21 protein-coding genes are annotated in these 20297 nt (G+C 46.7%); 13 read left to right on the top strand and 8 right to left on the bottom strand.

Features of this window, described 5'->3' with window-relative positions:
* Positions 1-32: 32 nt before the first annotated feature.
* The 3 genes from def to ruvX all read right to left on the bottom strand — a co-directional run bounded on the left by def (position 33) and on the right by ruvX (position 1685).
* Positions 33-623, bottom strand: a complete 591-nt coding sequence (gene def / locus K7R11_RS05810; RefSeq protein WP_224489405.1) for a peptide deformylase — start codon at positions 621-623, stop codon at positions 33-35.
* Positions 624-713: 90 nt separating this feature from the next.
* Positions 714-1139 carry a T9SS type A sorting domain-containing protein gene (locus K7R11_RS05805; protein WP_224489404.1) on the bottom strand — a complete coding sequence of 142 codons (426 nt, stop codon included), beginning with the start codon at positions 1137-1139 and terminating at the stop codon, positions 714-716.
* 132 nt (positions 1140-1271) lie between these two features.
* Complete coding sequence (ruvX, locus tag K7R11_RS05800; protein WP_224489403.1) at positions 1272-1685, bottom strand: Holliday junction resolvase RuvX; 414 nt, start codon at positions 1683-1685, stop codon at positions 1272-1274.
* A gap of 98 nt (positions 1686-1783) precedes the next feature.
* Between ruvX and K7R11_RS05795 the strand changes: the two genes are divergently transcribed.
* The gene (locus tag K7R11_RS05795; RefSeq protein WP_224489401.1) at positions 1784-2599 is read left to right on the top strand and encodes a 2,3,4,5-tetrahydropyridine-2,6-dicarboxylate N-succinyltransferase; all 816 of its coding nucleotides are present in this window, start codon (positions 1784-1786) and stop codon (positions 2597-2599) included.
* Between the two features lie 96 nt (positions 2600-2695).
* Positions 2696-3460, top strand: coding sequence for a glycosyltransferase family 2 protein (locus K7R11_RS05790; RefSeq protein WP_224489399.1), 765 nt, complete (start codon positions 2696-2698; stop codon positions 3458-3460).
* Here K7R11_RS05790 and K7R11_RS05785 read toward each other — a convergent pair.
* Entirely contained in the window at positions 3457-4398 is a 942-nt protein-coding gene (locus tag K7R11_RS05785; protein ID WP_224489398.1) for an NAD-dependent epimerase/dehydratase family protein, read from the bottom strand. The genes K7R11_RS05790 and K7R11_RS05785 overlap by 4 nt on opposite strands.
* 108 nt (positions 4399-4506) lie before the next feature.
* Here K7R11_RS05785 and K7R11_RS05780 point away from each other — a divergent pair, with 108 nt between their 5' ends.
* Positions 4507-5568: a glycosyltransferase family 9 protein gene (locus K7R11_RS05780; protein ID WP_224489397.1), complete on the top strand. Its 1062-nt coding sequence runs from the start codon at positions 4507-4509 to the stop codon at positions 5566-5568.
* Between the two features lie 3 nt (positions 5569-5571).
* Here the strand turns inward: K7R11_RS05780 and K7R11_RS05775 are convergent, their stop codons facing one another.
* Complete coding sequence (locus tag K7R11_RS05775) at positions 5572-6366, bottom strand: glycosyltransferase family 2 protein (protein WP_224489396.1); 795 nt, start codon at positions 6364-6366, stop codon at positions 5572-5574.
* A 107-nt stretch (positions 6367-6473) separates the two neighbouring features.
* On the opposite strand from K7R11_RS05775, the gene K7R11_RS05770 reads away from it, so the two are divergent.
* The 6 genes from K7R11_RS05770 (at position 6474) to K7R11_RS05745 (ending at position 12169) form a co-directional block, all read left to right on the top strand.
* Entirely contained in the window at positions 6474-7364 is an 891-nt protein-coding gene (locus K7R11_RS05770; protein ID WP_224489395.1) for a polysaccharide pyruvyl transferase family protein, read from the top strand.
* Between the two features lie 2 nt (positions 7365-7366).
* Positions 7367-7927, top strand: coding sequence for an L-threonylcarbamoyladenylate synthase (locus K7R11_RS05765; RefSeq protein WP_224489394.1), 561 nt, complete (start codon positions 7367-7369; stop codon positions 7925-7927).
* A 68-nt stretch (positions 7928-7995) separates the two neighbouring features.
* On the top strand, positions 7996-9429 hold the full coding sequence (locus K7R11_RS05760) for a CCA tRNA nucleotidyltransferase (protein WP_224489392.1): 1434 nt from the start codon (positions 7996-7998) through the stop codon (positions 9427-9429).
* A 59-nt stretch (positions 9430-9488) separates the two neighbouring features.
* On the top strand, positions 9489-10523 hold the full coding sequence (locus tag K7R11_RS05755; protein WP_224489391.1) for a COX15/CtaA family protein: 1035 nt from the start codon (positions 9489-9491) through the stop codon (positions 10521-10523).
* Between the two features lie 28 nt (positions 10524-10551).
* On the top strand, positions 10552-11067 hold the full coding sequence (locus K7R11_RS05750; protein ID WP_224489389.1) for a plasmid pRiA4b ORF-3 family protein: 516 nt from the start codon (positions 10552-10554) through the stop codon (positions 11065-11067).
* 43 nt (positions 11068-11110) lie between these two features.
* The gene (locus tag K7R11_RS05745) at positions 11111-12169 is read left to right on the top strand and encodes a nucleoid-associated protein (RefSeq protein WP_224489387.1); all 1059 of its coding nucleotides are present in this window, start codon (positions 11111-11113) and stop codon (positions 12167-12169) included.
* Positions 12170-12220: 51 nt separating this feature from the next.
* Here K7R11_RS05745 and K7R11_RS05740 read toward each other — a convergent pair whose 3' ends face one another.
* Together K7R11_RS05740 and K7R11_RS05735 are read right to left on the bottom strand one after the other, a co-directional pair.
* Positions 12221-12925 (bottom strand): LolA family protein, encoded by a 705-nt coding sequence (locus K7R11_RS05740; RefSeq protein WP_224489384.1) that lies wholly within the window; start codon positions 12923-12925, stop codon positions 12221-12223.
* 39 nt (positions 12926-12964) lie between these two features.
* Complete coding sequence (locus K7R11_RS05735; RefSeq protein WP_224489382.1) at positions 12965-14032, bottom strand: hypothetical protein; 1068 nt, start codon at positions 14030-14032, stop codon at positions 12965-12967.
* Positions 14033-14127: 95 nt separating this feature from the next.
* On the opposite strand from K7R11_RS05735, the gene K7R11_RS05730 reads away from it, so the two are divergent.
* The 4 genes from K7R11_RS05730 (at position 14128) to uvrB (ending at position 19759) form a co-directional block, all read left to right on the top strand.
* Positions 14128-15024: an ABC transporter ATP-binding protein gene (locus K7R11_RS05730; protein WP_224489379.1), complete on the top strand. Its 897-nt coding sequence runs from the start codon at positions 14128-14130 to the stop codon at positions 15022-15024.
* Between the two features lie 23 nt (positions 15025-15047).
* Entirely contained in the window at positions 15048-15878 is an 831-nt protein-coding gene (locus K7R11_RS05725; RefSeq protein WP_224489377.1) for an ABC transporter permease, read from the top strand.
* A 112-nt stretch (positions 15879-15990) separates the two neighbouring features.
* Positions 15991-17706, top strand: coding sequence for a T9SS type B sorting domain-containing protein (locus K7R11_RS05720; RefSeq protein ID WP_224489375.1), 1716 nt, complete (start codon positions 15991-15993; stop codon positions 17704-17706).
* Between the two features lie 55 nt (positions 17707-17761).
* The gene (gene uvrB, locus K7R11_RS05715; protein WP_224489373.1) at positions 17762-19759 is read left to right on the top strand and encodes an excinuclease ABC subunit UvrB; all 1998 of its coding nucleotides are present in this window, start codon (positions 17762-17764) and stop codon (positions 19757-19759) included.
* Positions 19760-19834: 75 nt separating this feature from the next.
* Here the strand turns inward: uvrB and K7R11_RS05710 are convergent, their stop codons facing one another.
* Positions 19835-20266: an Hsp20/alpha crystallin family protein gene (locus K7R11_RS05710; protein WP_224489371.1), complete on the bottom strand. Its 432-nt coding sequence runs from the start codon at positions 20264-20266 to the stop codon at positions 19835-19837.
* Positions 20267-20297 lie beyond the last annotated feature (31 nt).

The raw sequence follows: 20297 nt of genomic DNA, 5'->3' as shown, positions 1-20297 counted from the left end.
ATATCATTGCTTTATCATAGTTTTCAAAACGATTACCTGGCTTTTTTAGCTGCCGGAAAGCGCATCTTATAATCGACCCTTACCTTACCCTTGGAGATATTAGCAAGCTTTCCTTTTAAAAGGCGCTTACGCAGGCTCGACAATTTATCTGTAAACAAAATGCCGTCAATATGATCGTATTCGTGCTGAATCACCCTTGCAGCCAGTCCTGAAAACTCTTCTTCATGACGGGTAAAGTGCTCATCGAAATACTCCAGGCGCACAATTTCCTTTCTGCTTACATCTTCCCGGATATCGGGGATACTCAGACACCCTTCGTTAAAGGTCCACGGAGTTCCGTTCTCCTCAAGGATTCGGGCATTAATAAATACCTTCTTAAAATCCTTAAGAGCTGCCTGTTCTTCTTCAGACAGATCCTCATCATCGGCAAAAGGGGTTGCATCAATTATAAAGAGACGGATGGGCAAACCGATCTGAGGAGCTGCTAATCCAACCCCCTGGGCGTTGTACATAGTCTCAAACATATTGGAAATCAGGGTATCCAGTTCCGGGTAATCGGCTGTGATGTCCTGGCCTTCTTTGCGCAATACGGGGTCTCCGTAAGCAACAATAGGTAATATCATATTCTCTAGGCTTTTAGGCCAGCAAAAATACAAAGATATTCCCTAATTATTACCGTGGGGTTTACAAAGCTTATCTTAAAAATAAGGTGCCTACCTGATGATCACCTTCTTGGTAGTCTGAAGGGATGCTGACTTTACATTGAGAATGTAAACGCCAACACCGAGGTCGGCCACACTGAGGGCTACTGCATTTTTTTCAGTAACCACCTGCTTGACCATTTTACCGGTGATATCATAAAAACTAAGGTATTTCTTTCCGGCTCCCCTGAGACTGATATTGAGTTCGTCTTTTCGGTTTACGGGATTGGGGTATACTTTAACCGCATCTTTTTGCGTTATAGTTTCAGATAGCAATAGCAAACGGTAGTCCAGAGACCACTCCGGAGCAGGTTCCATAGCGGGGTTTGCCAACACGTTAATTGGCTGGGGCAGAGACTCTTCACAATTCACCGTTGGGGCGGAAAAGGCAAATGGTAAGAGCAACAAGTAAATGAGAAGGGTAGTTATTTTTTTCATTCACTACTGTTTAAAAGTTAGACATATGTAGGTTAATCTTTGGGTAAAGATCTAATTATCAACTAACAAAGTTAAAAATATTTCAATACCACGCACGTAAATCAGCAAAAATTACGGGGAAAATACTTAAAATTACCCCTTAGCTTCTAAGTAACTTTGTAGGATAATGGTGGCACTCACCTCATCCAGCAGGGCTTTATCCTTTCGTTTTTTTCGTCCTAATCCGCTATCTATCAGCGTCTGAAATGCCATCCTGGAGGTAAACCGTTCATCTACTCGTTCTACCTGCAACCCCGGTAAAACCTTCTGCAGCTTTTTCAGGAATTTTGCAATATCGGCCTCAATGTCCGAAGGTTCATCATGCATGCGTTTGGGCTCTCCGACCACCAGTACATCCACCTTTTCATCCCTGCAATACCGGGTGAGGTACCCCATCAGTTCATTGGTGGGTACAGTGGTAAGCCCGGATGCAATCATTTGCAACTCGTCGGTTACCGCCAGGCCCGTTCGCTTTTTCCCGTAATCGATTGCAAGAATGCGTCCCATTTGATTTTTTACCAAAATTACAGCTTAAATTGTTACATCTGTAAATGTAAGGTGACAATAATCCCGAAGCCTGTATCTTTGCGTTAAAATAATAACACATGAACGAAATCAGAAAAATAATAGAGCAAGCCTGGGAAAACCGGGATCTTCTGAATGATCAACATACACAACAAACCATCAGAGAGGTGATCGCCCTGCTCGACGAAGGCCAGCTGCGTGTGGCTGAGCCGGTTTCCGACGGCTGGCAGGTTAACGAATGGGTAAAGAAGGCGGTGGTTCTTTATTTTCCGATTCAGAAAATGCAGACCATGGAGGCCGGCCCCCTCGAATTTCACGATAAGATCCCCCTTAAGACCGGCTATAAAAAGAAGGGCATCCGTGTAGTACCTCACGCGATTGCCAGGCACGGAGCTTATGTGTCTTCCGGGGTGATCATGATGCCGAGCTATATCAACATCGGAGCCTATGTGGATGAGGGCACCATGGTAGACACCTGGGCCACGGTGGGAAGCTGTGCACAGATCGGTAAAAACGTTCACCTTAGTGGTGGGGTTGGAATAGGCGGGGTGCTGGAACCCCTGCAGGCAGCACCTGTAATTATCGAAGACAATGTATTTGTCGGGTCCCGTTGTATCGTGGTAGAAGGGGTCCATGTAGAGAAGGAAGCGGTTCTGGGTGCCAATGTTGTACTTACCGCCTCAACAAAGATCATCGATATTACCGGAGACCAGCCGGTTGAAACCAAAGGAAAGGTTCCGGCCAGATCTGTGGTCATTCCGGGTAGCTATACCAAAAAGTTTCCTGCCGGAGAATATCAGGTGCCCTGCGCCCTGATCATTGGTCAGCGAAAAGAAAGCACCAATAAGAAAACTTCGCTTAACGACGCCCTGCGCGAATACAATGTAGCCGTCTGAATTTACCGCAGACCCTATGAATATCAAAAGCCTCCCAATCCCGGGAGGTTTTTTCATGGAATCCCCTTATCTTTGCACCCCAATATATATTTTTCCTTGACCGAAAAGCAACCTATATCCGCAGTAATTATTACCTACAACGAAAACGGCTATATACAACAATGTATAGAAAGCCTGGCTTTTGCCGATGAGATCATTGTAGTGGATTCCTTCAGCGAAGACGGAACCTGGGAATGGATAAGCGAGCAGGAAAACATTACAGCGGTTCAGCACGCTTTCAGGAACTATACCGAGCAGAAAAGTTATGCTCTTTCCCTGGCATCTCATGAATGGGTGTACTTCCTGGATGCAGATGAACAGGTACCTCCTGCCCTGGCCATGGAGATCTGTGAAACCACCACGCTGAAAGATCCGTTTCCCGCATACTGGAACTACCGCACCTTTATGTTTAAAAACCAGCGACTAAGGTTCAGTGGCTGGCAAACCGATAAAGTTCACCGCCTTTTCCGCAAGAGTGAGTGCAGCTTCCTTCAGGACCGCATCGTCCATGAAACCCTTAGTTTTGAAGGTGATGCCGGATTTTTGAAAGAGAAACTTATTCACTATTCCTTTAAGGATTACCACGACTATAAAGGAAAGATGCTGAAATATGGCCGCCTGAGAGCCATTGAATCTTACAGGGAAGGAAAGAAGTGGTACCTTTTTAACCAATGGTTCCGACCTTTTTGGAGGTTCTTTTACAATTTCATCTTCCGCCTCGGATTTCTCGACGGAAGAAATGGAGCCATTATCTGCTACCTCAATGCCCTTGGCGTTTACGAGCGATACCGGGAATTGAAAAGACTGCGGGCTACCTCCTAAAGAAACTTTTCGCTGTACCAGTTTACCTGGGCTCTCAGACCATCTTCAAAGGCGGTTTCCGGCTGATATTCCAAAATATTCCTGGCTTTATCGATCAGGGCAGTTGTTCTTAACTGGTCTCCCGGTCGCGGAGGGGTTTTTCGGATCCTGGCCTTTTTCCCTATGATCTTTTCGATCAGGGCAATTCCCTGACCCGTGGTGTATTCAACATCAGACCCAATATTGACGATTTCCCCGTTCAAGGCATCTTCCCTGCCGGGTACCGCAGCCATCGCCTTAACAATATCCCCTACATAGGTAAAACTCCTGGAGTGATGTTCACTACCCTCAAAAAGAGGAAACTCCTCATCCTCAAAAATACTTTTAATAAGCTTGGTATAGAGCTTCTCAGGACGTTCCCGGGGGCCGTAAACCGAATACAGCCGCAGCGAACACGCCTTTAATTTACCGGTGCGTTGTTCCCCCATAACCAATTGCTCCCCGGCAAGCTTGGAAGTTCCGTAGAAGGAGATCGGGCAGGGAACTGCTGTTTCCGGAAGCGTGGCCTCTTTTCCATAAATCGAAGAGGTCGCAATATTGACAAAAAGCTTTAATCCGGGATTGTATTTTTTTGTCCAGTCCAATAAACGCTGGGTGGCAAAAATATTATTGCGCACATATTCCTCCAGGCTGGTAGTGGCAGAAATACCGGGTTGAGCAGCAAAATGAAAGATCAGGTCAAAATCGGCCGGCATGTGCGTATCCAGATCCTCCATAAGATCAATCTCAATAAACTCCACTCCTTTATCTTCCACATCCCTGCGGTTGAGTCGCTTGAGTTCAGGATTGTAATACCTGGAAAAATTATCCAAACCATATACCTTATGTCCCTGACCCGCGAAGTATTCTGCAGTATGTGACCCGATAAAACCGGCTGCTCCGGTAACCAATATTTTCATGCTCTCAATTAATTTTCAGTTGTAGCAGACTGGAAGCAAAATTACTACTTAAAGATTGTACCCTTCTTCTAAAAGATTGTTTAATTTTAACAAAAAAATTCCCAGCCTTTGAAATTCCTCGTTATCCAACAAAAAATGATAGGTGACGTACTCACCAGCTCCATCCTCTGCGATAACCTGAAAAGGGAATTTCCGAATGCTGAAGTGCATTATATGGTTCACCGGCATACCACCGCAGTAATCGAACACCACCCATCCATAGACCGCATTATAAGTTTTGATCCGGCATTGCGAAAGAATAAAATTCGATTTTATCAGTACATCAGGACCCTGGATAAGGAACAATACGATGTATTGATAGATGCCTATACCAAGATCGAAACCTCCCTCATTTCCTGGTTGAGCAACATCCCCAAACGATTCGGGTACTACAAACGGTACAGCGCCTTTTCCTATTCCCACCCGATAAAACGATGGAAGAAAAGCCGGTACGGACTCGGGCTGGCCATAGAGAACAGGCTGCAACTTATCATGCCGCTGATGGGAGACAAAACCATGGATACGCTCATCCATAAACCCATGATCTATCTGAAAAGGGAGGAGAAGGAGAAAGCCATTGCCCTTATGAGGCAACACGGACTTGAAGGGCAGCACCCGATCATGATCTCCATCCTTGGGAGCGGAGAAAACAAAAGTTACCCGGCAACCTATATGGCTGCATTGCTGGATCAGATCGCAGCAAACTCAAGCGACCACCTTCTATTTAACTACATCCCCAAACAACTGGATCAGGTCAGAGCCATCTACGACCTGTGCCGTCCGGAAACCCGGGAAAAAATAAAGCTCGACCTATTTGCCGACTCCCTGAGAGGCTTCATTGCCTTGCTGTCTCAATGTAAAGCCCTGATTGGAAATGAAGGGGGAGCTGTGAATATGGCCAAAGGCCTGGACGTCCCTACTTTTTCGATTTTTTCGCCATGGATCCCAAAAGGAGACTGGGCTATTTTTGAAGATACCGCTAACCAAAGTGTGCACCTTAGGGATTACAAACCGGAATTATTTGAAGGCCACACTACCAAAGTACTCAGAAAGGCAAGTCTGAGACTTTACCAGGAGTTCGTGCCTGAGCTATTCTCGAAGCAGCTCGAAACCTTTCTAAAAAACCTGTAACGCTTACAGATACTTATCAATCCCGTTAGTACAACTTACCAGTTGCTCCTTTTTTGTTTTATCCTGTATACTGTCGTTCAATTCAAAACGATCCCTGGAATTTTCATGGTGATCCAGGTGGTAAACGATACCATTAAACTTTAACCTCTTGGCCTTCAGGCCCAGGTTGTGCATACGGATCATTAATTCAGAATCTTCCCTTCCCCAGCCTTCAAGATCTTCATTATACCCGTTCACGGTTATAAAATCGGCCCTCCAGAAAGAGGTATTACACCCTCTGAATTTGGGAGATATCCCGGCATGGGGTTTAAACAAAGCAGAGATCACAGGTATCCTGATATTCCTGGGGCGTTTTTTTAAGCCGGGTTTAAAGAAATGCATATTGAGCTCCTGGGCATTTAAAACCCTGGGGACCGCAGTTTCCTTTATGCGCACCCGGGTCCCGTACAAATAGCGGTCACGGCTGGCATTTTCGATATGGTCTTCCACAAAACTGGAGTGCAAAAAACAATCTCCATCTACCTGAACAATGTATTCTGAGGTGGCAGATGCAATGGCCCGGTTGAGAATCTTTGATTTTCGGAATCCTTTATCTTCATGCCATACATGCTTCAGGTCTATCGGAAAATCCTTGCGAAACCCATCGATCACATTGCGGGTTCTTTCATCGGAACCATCATCAGCGATGATCACCTCATCCGGTATTACCGTCTGGCTGAGCACGCTTTTAAGAACGATGGATAAGGCCTCCGGCCAATTATATGTAGAGATTAACAGCGTTGTCGAGATCTTGTTCATGTTGCTTTGTATTAACTTACTACAAACCAGTTGATTGGGGCGGCAAATATAATATATTTTTTTGTATTAGCTTTGGAGCAAGCTCCAGAGCCGTTAAATTAAAAAACATGAAGGATAAACCAGGGTTCCTTAAAAGAAAAATCGTTAGATATACCACCATCAGGAAAGTTCGTAAGGCTACCGAACTTCTCAATGATGATGTGATCAACATACACCGCTACGACCCATATAATGCGGGCGATTTTTACTGTGCTCCCCATCATTACTACGAGCCCCTGAAGGACAAGGTGCTGGATATCTTTCAATATCAGTCCAAAGATGACACCTTAAGGCAAGAATGGGCCGATTTAGTGATCCGCAGGTCGCTGATCATCGGCGGTGGTGGTTTGCTCAACCTTTCTGCATTTCACAAGCAGATGCGGTTGTTCGAATCGCTGAAGGCCCGGGGGAAAAAGACGGTGGTTTGGGGGGCCGGCCACAATGCCCTGAACACAAAAAAAGTAAGCCATTACAATGTTTCTCCTGATCATTTCGGCCTCTTTGGCACCAGGGATTTCAGCATGAACAATGAATGGGTGCCCTGCGTAAGCTGCAAACACGGGATCTTTGATAAAGCAGAACCGATCGATAATGAATTCGGGATCCTGCTGCACAAAAAAAACCTCCAGCGTCCCGGCGTAATGGAAAAGGTAAAGTCGCTTCCTTATAAAACCAACCAGGACCCCTTTGAAGAGGTTATCGCTTTCATAAAATCCTGCGACACCGTGGTTACCGACAGCTATCACGGCATGTACTGGTCTATCCTGTTAGGTAAAAAAGTGGTTTCCATCCCCACTACCTCTAAATTCTACGACTTTAAATACAAGACCCCTATTGCGACCCTGGATAATTTCCGGGAAAAACTTTCAGAGGCCACTGCATACTCCGGGGTTCTTGACGAATGCCGGGAGATCAATGATACTTTTGCCGAAAAGGTGTTTAACTATCTCGACCTGTAAGGATGAAAGAAGAGATCGAGAAATGCCTGGACGTACTTAACAAAGGGGGATTGATCCTTTACCCCACCGATACACTATGGGGCATTGGCTGCGACGCCACTAATGAGGCGGCAGTTCAAAAGGTATATGACCTGAAAAAAAGACCGGACCGCAAGGCTTTGATCTGCCTGGTGGCCAATACCAGGATGCTGGAACGCTTTGTTTACGAAGTGCCTGAACCGGCCTATGACCTGATCGAGTACAGCGATAAACCCGTTACGATCATCTATGACCAGCCCATGAATGTGGCTCCAAACCTGATCCATGAAGACAACTCCCTGGCCATTCGGGTCGCTTCAGATGAATTTTGTCAACGCCTGATCAGCCGGTTCAAAAGACCCCTCGTATCCACTTCCGCTAATTTCAGCGGAACCCCTACTCCCGGAACCTTTGCAGAAATAGATCCTGAAATTTTTAAAGGTGTGGACTATATAGTAAATTTGCACCGCGAAAAGAAAAACGGTCGTCCCTCCAGCATTATCAAGCTCAGCAATAACGGATTGGTAAAGATCATACGCCGCTAGGGCCCGTACCGATAACAACAACCCGGGTATCCATTACCCGACCTGCTCAATAATTTTTCAAAGGGTACATGAATTACAAAAATGCCATAGAGAATCCCGTTTTTGAAACCATCGCCGCGGTGGCCGGGGAAATGGGTGTGGAAAGCTACGTTATCGGAGGGTTTGTCCGGGACTTTCTTCTGGAAAGAGGGACACCAAAAGATATCGACATTGTAGCGGTAGGCAGTGGCATTGCCCTCGCTAAAGGCGTTGCCAAGGCCCTGAAGGAGCAACCAAAGGTTTCTGTTTTTAAAAATTTTGGCACGGCCATGATTAAAACTGATGACCTGGAACTTGAATTCGTGGGCGCCAGAAAAGAGAGTTATCATTTTGACAGCCGTAAACCTGTTGTGGAAGATGGCAGCCTGGAAGATGACCAGAACAGGAGGGATTTTACCATAAACGCTCTTGCTCTCTCCCTGAAGAAGGAAAATTACGGAGAACTTCTCGATCCCTTTAACGGCCGGGAAGACCTCAGGCACAAGATCATCCGCACCCCACTGGATCCCGACCTGACCTATTCGGACGACCCCTTGCGCATGCTAAGGGCCATCCGGTTCGCATCCCAACTCAATTTCCGGATTGAAAAAGAATCGTTCGAAGCGATCAGGAGAAACCGAAAGCGATTAAAAATTATCAGCAGGGAAAGAATCGTTGATGAACTCAACAAGATCCTGCTCAGCGACAAGCCTTCCATCGGTTTCTCCCTGCTCTATAAAACCGGACTTCTGGAAATGATCCTCCCGGAGCTCACTAATCTTAGTGGCATCGAGGAGAAAGAAGGACAACGACACAAGGACAACTTCTGGCACACCCTGGAAGTGGTGGACAATATTTCGGAGAATACGGACGACCTCTGGCTGCGCTGGGCAGCCCTGTTACACGATATAGGAAAGGCGCCGACAAAACGATTCGACAAAGAGATCGGCTGGACCTTTCACGGCCATGAATTTGTAGGCTCTAAAATGGTGTCCCGGTTATTCAGGAGGTTGCGGCTCCCATTGAATGAAAAGATGAAATTCGTTCAGAAAATGGTGCTGCTGAGTTCAAGGCCCATTGTCCTGGCCCAGGACCTGGTTACCGACTCTGCCGTGAGAAGGCTGATCTTCGATGCCGGAGACCATATTGAAGATCTCATGACGCTCTGTGAAGCAGATATTACCACCAAGAATCCCAGGCGCTATAAAAAATATCACAATAATTTCAGGATTGTCAGGGATAAAATCAGGGAAGTGGAGGAACGGGATCATGTCCGGAATTTTCAACCGCCGGTAGACGGACAGGAGATCATGGATTTTTTTGACCTTCGGCCTTCCAAAGAGATCGGGATCATTAAAGATGCGATAAAAGAGGCCATCCTTGAGGGGGAGATCCCCAACGAATATGAAGCGGCCAGGGCCTTTATGATCGAAAAGGGCAAAAAGCTCGGACTAACTCCAAAAGAAAATCAGGATAAAAAATAAGCGAGGTTCGGCAGGCAAGTGAATGCTGCACCCTTCCCTTACATTTAAAAAATACAGCTATGAAGTTAAATCTCAGAAGCATCGCCAAGGCATCTCTGGTACTGGTTTACCTCGTTATTATTGCCGGGGCAGTAGTACGGATGACCGGAAGCGGGATGGGCTGCCCCGACTGGCCCAAGTGTTTCGGGTACTACATCCCCCCTACCCAGGAGTCGCAATTGCTGTGGGAGCCCGGAAGGGATTTTAAAAAAGGCCAGGTGATCATCCGCGAGGAGCGCCTGCTTACTGCGACCCGGGATTTCACTACCGAAAATAATTTTGACCCGAACAACTGGGAGGTATACACCAGGCATGATTACGCTATTTTTAACGCTTCCCATACCTGGGTGGAATACATCAACAGGCTCCTGGGTGCACTTGCAGGACTGGCCACCTTACTCATGGCCTTCTGGTCTCTGGGGTGGTGGAAAAGAAACAAGCAGGTAACCCTTTTAAGCTGGCTAACGGTATTCGGCATGGGATTCCAGGCCTGGCTTGGAGCCACTGTGGTGTACTCCGTTCTGGCGCCGGTTCGCATCACCCTGCACATGGTTATGGCGCTCATTATTGTAGCCTTTATCCTCAGGATTCTCCATTTACTGAAACCCCCGGGGGCTGTTCAGTCCTACCATAAGCCCTTCCATTATTTGCTGTGGGCGGCTCTGGCACTTACCCTGATCCAGGTTATCCTGGGAACACAGGTAAGACAATTTATCGATGAACAGGCTAAACTCCTGGGCGACCTCGCAAAAAACAGCTGGCTGGAGCATCCGAAACTGAATTTTTATGTGCACCGGAGCTTCTCTATCGCCGTACTCGCCATCAATTTGTACCTTTTTTACCTGAACCGGAAGTTCAGGCTGCATTTCGTTAAAATCAAATGGGTACTTATCCTCCTCGTCCTGGAGATCGCAAGCGGAATGGCCATGTATTACGCCGATTTTCCTTTTGGAAGTCAGCCGATACACCTGGTCCTGGCATCGGTGCTGTTCGGAATACAGTTCTACCTGGTTTTAGAATCGATATCAGCTAAAAAACAGCGCAAATCTTTGTAACTTGCCTGCCCAAAAAACTATTTTTAGAATGATCTATAAGTTCAGAATTATACTGGATGCCGAAGAGGATGTTTTCAGAGACCTGGAGGTCGAATCCGGCAGCTCCATGGAAGACTTTCACAATTCCATCGCGCAATCCTTCGGGTTTGACGGAACAGAAATGGCTTCCTTTTATATCAGTAATGAAGAGTGGGAACAAGGAGAAGAGATCGCCCTGTTCGACATGAGCGAGGGTGAAGACAGGGTCAGACTAATGAGTGAGGTACGACTGGAGGATATCCTGAACGCAGACCGCAGAAACCTGATCTATGTTTATGATTTTCTCAGTATGTGGACCTTTTATGTGGAACTGGCCGATATTTCAGAGAAAATCGATGGGAATCCATATCCCAACCTTATGTTTGCCCACGGACAACTGCCTGACAGTCCTCCCACCAAATCTTTTGAATCGGAGTTCACCGGAAATCCCGACTTTGAAGACAACGGATTCGAACTGGGATCAGATGATTACGGAGACTTTGATTTTGACGAAAACTGGAACTAACCATAACCGGAGGCAACAGCCTTAAATTTATCTGAATAACGCTATGATAAACCTATATCCTACCCATATAGAGAACCTATCCATTCATAAGATTGGAAATAAAAGTAAAAGTGAACAGGTTTTTTATTCAGAAGAACCCTATCGCCTTAATGATGAGATCACTGCCATCCTGAAGGAGTATTTCTTTAAACCTTTTCGGGAAAAGGAGGAAAACTACCTTCATTTTGCCAATGAGGTGGATGTCGAATTCAATGAGCTTTATAAGATCTGCTCCGCCATCTTTAACGATCCGTCTTCGGCACATGCCAATTCCAAGCGAATAGCGACCCACCTGTTCGAGCAATCCAATCATCCGCATATAAAAAGCGGGGAATTGTATGTTTGCTACCTCAGGGATGTGGTATTGGACAACGAAAAAACGGATGCTGTCGGTATCTTCAAATCAGAATTAAAACACGATTTCCTCGAATTTGAGGAAGAAGGAAATAACCTGGAGATCATCATCAGGCAGGGGATCAATGTCAACAAGCTGGACAAGGGTGCCATCATCCTTAACAAAGACCAGGAAAACGGATTCAAGATCCTCTCTGTAGACAGCAATAAGTACGACACCAAATACTGGCTGGAAAAGTTCCTGCAGGTAGAAGCCACTACCGATGAGAACTACTACACCAAGAAGTATCTGAAATTTTGCCAGGACTTTGCCAAAGACGTGGTTCTTCCGGCTGAAGATAAGAAGGAGGAGGTCATGTTTCTGAACCGGGCAGTGAATCACTTTGCCAGCAATGACGAATTCGAGGAGACGAACTTCCTGAACGAGGTGATGGAGAACCCGAACCTGATCCCGGAATTCAAAAACTACAAAACCGAAAAAGGCCCCAAATACAGCATCGAGGATGTGAGTAACTTCCCGATCGCCAACAAGGCCGTTTCAGACGCCAGGAAAAAGATCAAGAATGTGATACAGCTCGACACCAACATTCAGATCAAAATGGACTTTATCAACCCCGAATCAGCAAATAAGTTTGTGGAAAAAGGATGGGATGAAGAGAAGCAAATGTATTATTACCTGGTCTATTTCAACAAGGAACAAAAGAGTTAACCATAAAAAAAGGCTGTCCTTGCGGACAGCCTTTATATTTTCTTTCTGATATCAGGGTTTTTCAAATAGCCCTGCATCCACCGGGGCATTTACCTTCATGTTTTTCATTCGCATCGACATCGAAGGAGAGTCCATATCACTACCTGTATAACTCAGGATTAATCCCGGAAATCGCATCCCGTTCACCTCTGTATATTCCTTATAAGCCATTAAGATACTACCCCCTGCCGGCGAATCCATCTCCACATAATCTATGAGCTTGGTTTCCGGATTAAAATACCTGTTCTGCCGGGATTGTGTCCCGCCACTAAAGATCACTTTAAGCACCCTGTAATTCTTTCCTTTTACCTGTCTTTCTCCCAGATCTTCCAGGCTGTAGCCGGAGGGGTCCAGCAAATGGTCTGCAGAGGGCGATCTCCGCGTCGACTGGATCTGTTGCTCCGACATCGGAAAGGCATTGGACGACCCGGTCATGGGATTCACCATCCACCCTTTATCACCGTTAACAACGGTAATGATCTTTTCTCCCCTTACAATCATTTCGGTATATTGTTTATCGGGAAAGCTATATGCAATTCGCCCATCCATAGCAAGACCGTTTGACACCACCTCGATATCGGCAGTGATGGTCTTCACCTTCTTAAGATTTTCCTTTCCGCCTATAGCCTGAATATAACTGGCGACGACCTGTTCGGGCGATTGGGCATGTACTGCCCAACCAAGGCATAAAAGAAGCAGGATGATCGTATTTTTCATGCGATATTTTTTTCTAAATGTAGTAAAAATAATACATACCTATCCCTGAATAAACCGGTTCATACTTACGTCCTCATAGTTGCGTTTTACAAAATCCAGGGCAGTGCGCACCACCTGCCCCATTGTTCTGCACCTTTTGAATTTCATATCCAGGGTATATTCATAAAGCTGCATTTTGAGCTCTTCGAGATGATCGGGAGGACTGATCCGGTCCTTGATCATGCAGCGCATCAGGGCGCGAAGCCGTTTTTTAGAGGTAATGATCCTTTTGGCAATAACCGACCGCTCCTCTTTCCTGTATTGCTCTATGGAAGCCGGCTTTAATTTCTCCTCCACCATTTTCACCATACTGTAATTCTCCTTGAAAAACTGGGGCTTGTACACCTTAAAATTCCCCTCATAGGATTGCTGGTCAAAATCAATGGCCCGGATGCGAAAGATCACATTGTCGAAATCGTGCATGGGAATAATCACGTAATTATAGGACCTCATATCTCCCAATAACCGGATCATACATCGCTCATTGAACTTTACAAACTCTTTAGCGATCTGGCTTTTTTGAATGTCCGTGCAATTGGGAAGCGCCTCCTTAATAAACTCATCTCCGGGTATTCCGGAAATATGCTCTTCGATAAGCGTATCCTTGTATACCGCAAAATTGATCCGGTTAGGAGAAAGGATGTGTTCCAGCTCCAGCCCGTATACCCGGGAGGCATCTGCTTTTTTTACATAGAGGTAGGTATAGTTGTCGTTGAGAATATTCCGGATCTTTATCCGGAAAGGTTTGGAATTCCCAAAGGTGCAAAAGTCGATAGCATCAATATTCAGGTATTGAAACACCTCTTCATTTCCATCAGAGAAAATCAGGGTATACACCTTTTTCAGGTTGTAATCGATCTCGGGGCGTTCGAATTCGGAATAATACACCCGGATCCACAGGGTATCCTTATCATTCTCATCATACACCACCACCGCACCGGAAAAACGAAGGAGATCGTCATAGAAAATAGGGATTTTGGTGGTCCGGTTATACCGCTCCAGATACCCCAGGAGCATCTCATTCACCGGATAGCTGGGTTTTTTCTTTGACATCAGTTTCTGACTCATCTTCCTACCTTTAATTTTCTCTAATTTAACTTATATTGTAACAAAACGAATTGTTCCTCGTCGAATTAACAGAACCAAACAATACCCTTTGTACTTTGAGCACTATACTAACCATAAATAATCTAACTAAAAAATTTGGCCCCCTGACCGCGGTCAAAGATCTGTCTTTCACCATTGAAAAAGGAAATGTCTATGGTATTCTTGGCCCCAATGGGAGCGGGAAATCCACCACCCTGGGCATTGTGCTGAACGTGGTGAATAAAACCAGTGGAGAATTCTACTGGTTTGACGGCACCGTTTCTACCCACGAAGCTTTAAAAAAGGTGGGGGCCATTATTGAGCGCCCCAACTTTTATCCTTATATGACTGCCGAGCAGAACCTGAAACTGGTATGCAAAATCAAGGAAGTTCCCACCAGTAAGATCTGGGAAAAACTTGAGCTTGTAGGATTGCTGGACCGTAAGGACGACAAGTTCAGGACGTACTCCCTCGGGATGAAGCAACGTCTGGCCATCGCCTCTGCCCTGCTTAATGACCCGGAGATCCTCATCCTGGACGAACCTACCAACGGACTGGACCCACAGGGAATTCACCAGATCAGGGAACTGATCAAGGAAATTGCTTCCAGGGGTACTACGATTCTTCTGGCCTCTCACCTTTTGGATGAGGTGGAAAAAGTCTGTTCTCACGTGGTTATTCTCCGGAAAGGAGAAAAACTGTATTCCGGAAGAGTTGACGAGATGATCGCCAGCCATGGATACTTCCAGTTGAGCAGCAGCAAGCAGGAAGCATTGTTATCGCTGCTGCAGGATCACCCCGCATTTAATCGTATCGTTCAGAACAACGGAATGATCACTGCCTTCCTCAACGAACCCATGGAAGCCTCGGAACTGAACAAAATGATTTTCGAAAAAGGGCTTGTACTTTCTCACCTGGTGAAACGAAAAGAAAGCCTTGAAGAACAATTCCTTACCCTTACCAACAACCAGTAATTAAAATCCACCGGAAACAAATCATGATACGACTCCTCGAAATAGAAGCCATAAAACTCTGGAACAACCGTTCCAGCAAGATCCTCATCATCTCTTACTTTTTCCTGCTCACCTCTATAGCCCTTATTGCAGCGATTAAATTTGATATCGGGCCCATTGAGTTTCACCTGGCCGACCAGGGTATTTTCAACTTCCCTTATATCTGGCACTTTAACACCTACTTTACCGCCTGGTTCAAACTGTTCCTGGCGATTGTTATCGTTTCCATGATGTCTAACGAATACAGCAATAAGACCATTAAACAAAACCTGATCGACGGACTGAGCAAGAAGGAGTTTGTTTTGAGTAAATTCCTGACCGTAATCGTTTTTGCACTGATCTCTACGGTATTTGTTTTTGTGGTCTCCCTGATTCTCGGACTTGTCTTCTCTGATTACAACGAGATCGGGATCATTTTTTCTGATCTGGAATACCTGATCGCCTTCTTTGTGAAGCTTCTGGGATTCTTCTCCTTTTGCCTTTTTCTCGGCATCCTGGTGAAACGTTCGGCCTTTGCCCTGGGTTTCCTGGTGTTATGGCAGGCATTTGAAGGCCTGTTTTACGGACTTCTGCTTTGGCAAACCAATAAGTCTGTAGCCAATGCAGTTCATCAGTTTCTGCCGTTGGAAGCCATGAGCAGTCTTATCAAGGAACCTGCTACCCGGATGGGAGCGGTAAAATCGGTCGCCAATCAGCTTGGGGAAGAATTCAACAAGGACTACGGAGTACATTTTTTTGAGATCATTATCGTCCTGGCCTGGACAGCCGTATTTGTCTATGCCTCCTACTGGCTGCTTAAAAAAAGAGACCTGTAAAGTCATATCCACAGTACATCCGAACATCATCCTCACCCTGTGATAATTCATCGGGGGAAATAGGGCATTCCTGTTAAAATGGTTAAATTGAAGCAAAACTAACCCTTTGCTTTTGAACAGGTTACCGACCATCCTCCTGCTTCTCATCTTTCTGCCGGGATACGCGCAGTTGGAATGCCCTACCCTGATCACACCTTTAAACGGGGCGACCGATGTACGCCTTGACGCCATCATTTCCTGGACGGAGGTTCAGGGCGTGAACGGGTACTTGTTAAGCATAAGCACCCGTCCGGGAATCAATGATATCCTGGACAATGAAATGGTCGGGGCGGTAACTTCCTATACCCTGGCTTCGGGGCTGCCTCCGCAAACCACCATCTATGTCACCATCTCCCCCTTTTATTTCAACCAGGCCGTAAACACCTGTCCACCCCAGACGTTCACCACCATTCCGGTATCCGACCCTCCTGACTGCACCCAGCTTAACTCCCCCGCAAACGGTGCTATAGACGTTAGCCGCACTCCCACCCTCGAGTGGGATTATGCCTATGGGGCATCCGGATATTTTATATCCGCCGGAAGTACGCCAGGCGGAAACGATTACCTCGATATGGAAGATGCGGGAAACACCACCAGGTATACCATTACCAGCCCCCTGCCTGCAGAAACGGCGGTTTATGTGCGTATCACCCCTTACAACTCCCTTGGAACCTCTTCAGGTTGCACAGAGACCTTCTTTACTACCCGCTCAAGCCGTCCGGTTCCGGCATGTACGCTATTACTCGCACCTGCAGACGGAGACACCAATGTACCGCTTACCACCAGGGTCAATTGGGAAGAAGTACCCGAAGCCTCGGGTTATATTGTGAGTATGGGATATACCCCCGGTATTTCTGACATCCTGGACAATGCCGTGTACTACAGCCCCAGTGCAAGTGTTCTTGATTTCTTACCCAACAGCACGATCTACGTAACCATTACCCCTTTCAATGAAGCAGGCGAGGCTACCGGTTGCATAACCGAGTCATTTGCCACCTCAGCCGGGTGCGGCCCTTACACAGACCCTGTAACCGGCGTAATGGTTAACCTGAATCCACAACTTGACATTCCAGACACCGTTGGTGTTTGCGGCAAACAGCCCCTGCGGCTTATTCAGGACCCCATTCCCGGGTATTCGTATGCCTGGTATTCGATCACGGGAACGGGAGTTGAACTGCTCAGCGAGGCTCCGGATTTTTCCATTGAGGAAACGGGAAGTTATCTGCTGGAGGTTACCGATACCGTAGACCTGGAAACGCCTCCCCTGGTATGTACCGGCAGCCAGTCTATTGAGGTCGTATTTACCGATGTTCCGGAACTCACGGCTGTAAACTTTTCAGAAACGCCTGCCGGAATCACCATCGATTTTACGGTAAATGGCACCGGAGATTACACCTTTGCGATCAATGCTCCCGGAGGCCCCTTCACACCCAGTACCAGCTTTACCGTACCGGAGCAGGACAGCTACACCCTTTACATTAAGGAAGATCTCGCCTGCGGTATCATTCCCTTTGACCTAAATCCCATTGCATTCCCTGCTTTTTTCACACCAAACGGCGACGGTATAAACGACCTTTGGAAACCGCTGATCATCGGAGCCTCCCAACCTGAACTTTTAAACGTTACTATTTTCGACCGTTATGGAAAACTACTGATCCGTATGGATGCGCTTCATCCGGGATGGAACGGAGAATTCAACGGAAGCCCCCTGGTCCCCTCCGATTACTGGTACAGGGCGGTCTTTGAAGACGGCACGGAAAGAAAGGGACATTTCTCCCTCAGGCGATAAGGAATTTAAGATCTCCTTAATTCCTGAGCGCGCGTAGTTTTGTTAGATTTGCACTATGCGATTCAAGATCAGATCAGAATATAACCCCACGGGCGATCAGCCTGAAGCGATCAGGCAACTTGCCGCAGGGATCGAGGCCGGGGATCAATACCAGACCCTGCTCGGGGTTACCGGTTCGGGAAAAACCTTTACCGTAGCCAATGTTGTGGAAACCGTGCAGCGCCCTACCCTGGTGCTTGCACACAACAAGACCCTGGCGGCCCAGCTCTATTCTGAATTCAAGCAGTTCTTCCCGGATAATGCTGTGGAATATTTTGTTTCCTACTATGATTACTACCAGCCGGAAGCCTATATCCCCGTCACAGGGACCTATATTGAAAAAGACCTGTCCATCAACGAGGAGATCGAAAAACTCCGGCTAAGTACCACTTCCTCTTTGCTATCAGGAAGAAGGGATGTGATCGTGGTCGCTTCTGTCTCCTGCCTTTACGGTATTGGTAACCCCATTGAATTCCAGAAGAACGTGATCTCACTGGAAAGGGACCAGGTGATCTCCAGAACCAAGCTTTTGCACCGCCTTGTGCAAAGCCTTTACTCGCGAACCACGGCAGAATTCAACCATGGGAATTTCAGGGTAAAGGGCGATGTTGTGGACATTTACCCGGGCTATGCAGATGATGCCTTTCGCATCCATTTCTTCGGGGATGAGATCGAAGAGATCGAAGCCTTTGACCCCAACACCAATAAGGTACTCGAAAAATATGAACGTCTGAACATCTACCCTGCCAACATGTTCGTGACCTCCCCGGAAGTACTTCAAAACGCGATCAGAGAGATTCAGGATGACCTGGTGAAGCAGATCGATTATTTTAAGGAGATCGGAAAACCCCTGGAAGCCAAAAGGCTGGAGGAGCGGACTAATTTTGACCTGGAGATGATACGGGAATTAGGCTATTGTTCGGGAATTGAGAACTATTCCCGATATCTCGACGGCAGGGCTCCCGGCACGCGACCTTTCTGCTTGCTGGATTATTTTCCCGACGATTACCTGATGGTGGTGGACGAGAGTCACGTAACCATACCCCAGGTCCATGCCATGTACGGAGGCGACCGAAGCCGGAAAGAAAACCTCGTGGAATACGGTTTTCGCTTGCCCGCAGCCATGGATAACCGCCCGCTGAAATTTGAAGAATTCGAGGCCCTTCAAAACCAGGTGATCTATGTAAGTGCCACCCCCGCAGATTATGAACTGGAGCACAGCGGCGGGGTTTACGTGGAACAGGTGATCCGGCCCACGGGCCTGCTGGATCCCGTGATCGAGGTGCGCCCCAGCAAACACCAGATCGACGATCTTATCGAAGAGATCCAACAGCGGGTTGAAAAGGATGAACGCACCCTGGTGACCACCCTCACCAAACGCATGGCCGAAGAGCTCACCAAGTACCTCACCAGGATACAGATCCGATGTCGTTATATCCATTCGGATGTAGACACCCTGGAACGCGTGGAGATCATGCAGGACCTCCGCAGAGGACTTTTCGATGTACTTATCGGGGTTAACCTGCTCAGGGAAGGCCTTGACCTCCCTGAAGTATCCCTGGTCGCCATCCTGGATGCCGACAAGGAAGGGTTTTTAAGGAGTAACCGCTCCCTCACCCAGACCGTAGGTCGGGCCGCAAGAAATGTAAACGGGATGGCCATCATGTATGCCGACAAGATCACGGACAGCATGCAGAAGACCATTGAGGAGACCAACTACCGCAGGGAGAAACAAATGAATTATAATAAAGAACACGGAATCACCCCACAGGCACTGAAGAAAAACCTGGACAGCGCCCTGGCAAAAAATTCCATTGCCACCTATCAACAGGAGAAAGAGGCTGCCCGGAAAGCCGCCGAGCCCGAGGTGGATTATATGAATAAGGAACAGCTCGAGAAACTGGTTCGGGAAAAAAGAAAGGCGATGGAAAAAGCTGCCAAGGACCTGGATTTCATGGAAGCTGCAAAACTGAGAGACGAGATCAAAACCCTGCAGGAACGCATATCCGAATAAAAAAACGCCTCCAACCGGAGGCGTTTTTCATTAACTAACTAACTCAAACTAATTAGAACTTAACTATACGTGCTCTTATCCAATTTGGATCATGCGTTTTGGCTTTGGAAGTGCTTCTTCTTTTTTGGGAATTTCAATTCTGAGAATTCCATCATTATATGCCGCCTTGATCGCATCACTGTTTACGGTTTCGGGAAGATTAAAAGATCTGCGGAAAGAAGAAAAATAGAATTCACGTCTGCTGTACTTCCTGTCCTTATCTTCGTCTGATCGCTCTGCTTGCTGTTCATTGGAAATGGTCAGCACATTTTTATCGACTTCAATATTAAAATCTTCCTTCTTCAATCCCGGAGCAGCTAACTCCAGTTCAAATCCGGTTTCTTTTTCCAAAATGTTCACTGCAGGAACATTCGTATTCATACCTTCCATACCTCCAAACCAATCGGGTTTAAAGAATTCTTCAAATAATGAAGGTAACGCACTTGGGTTTCTTCTGATCATGTTCATAATATGGTGTGTTTTTAGGTTTAACATCCGT

The organism is Robertkochia flava, assembly GCF_020166515.1.
Lineage (GTDB): Bacteria > Bacteroidota > Bacteroidia > Flavobacteriales > Flavobacteriaceae > Robertkochia > Robertkochia flava.
This window is presented reverse-complemented; position numbering and strand designations above follow the sequence as displayed.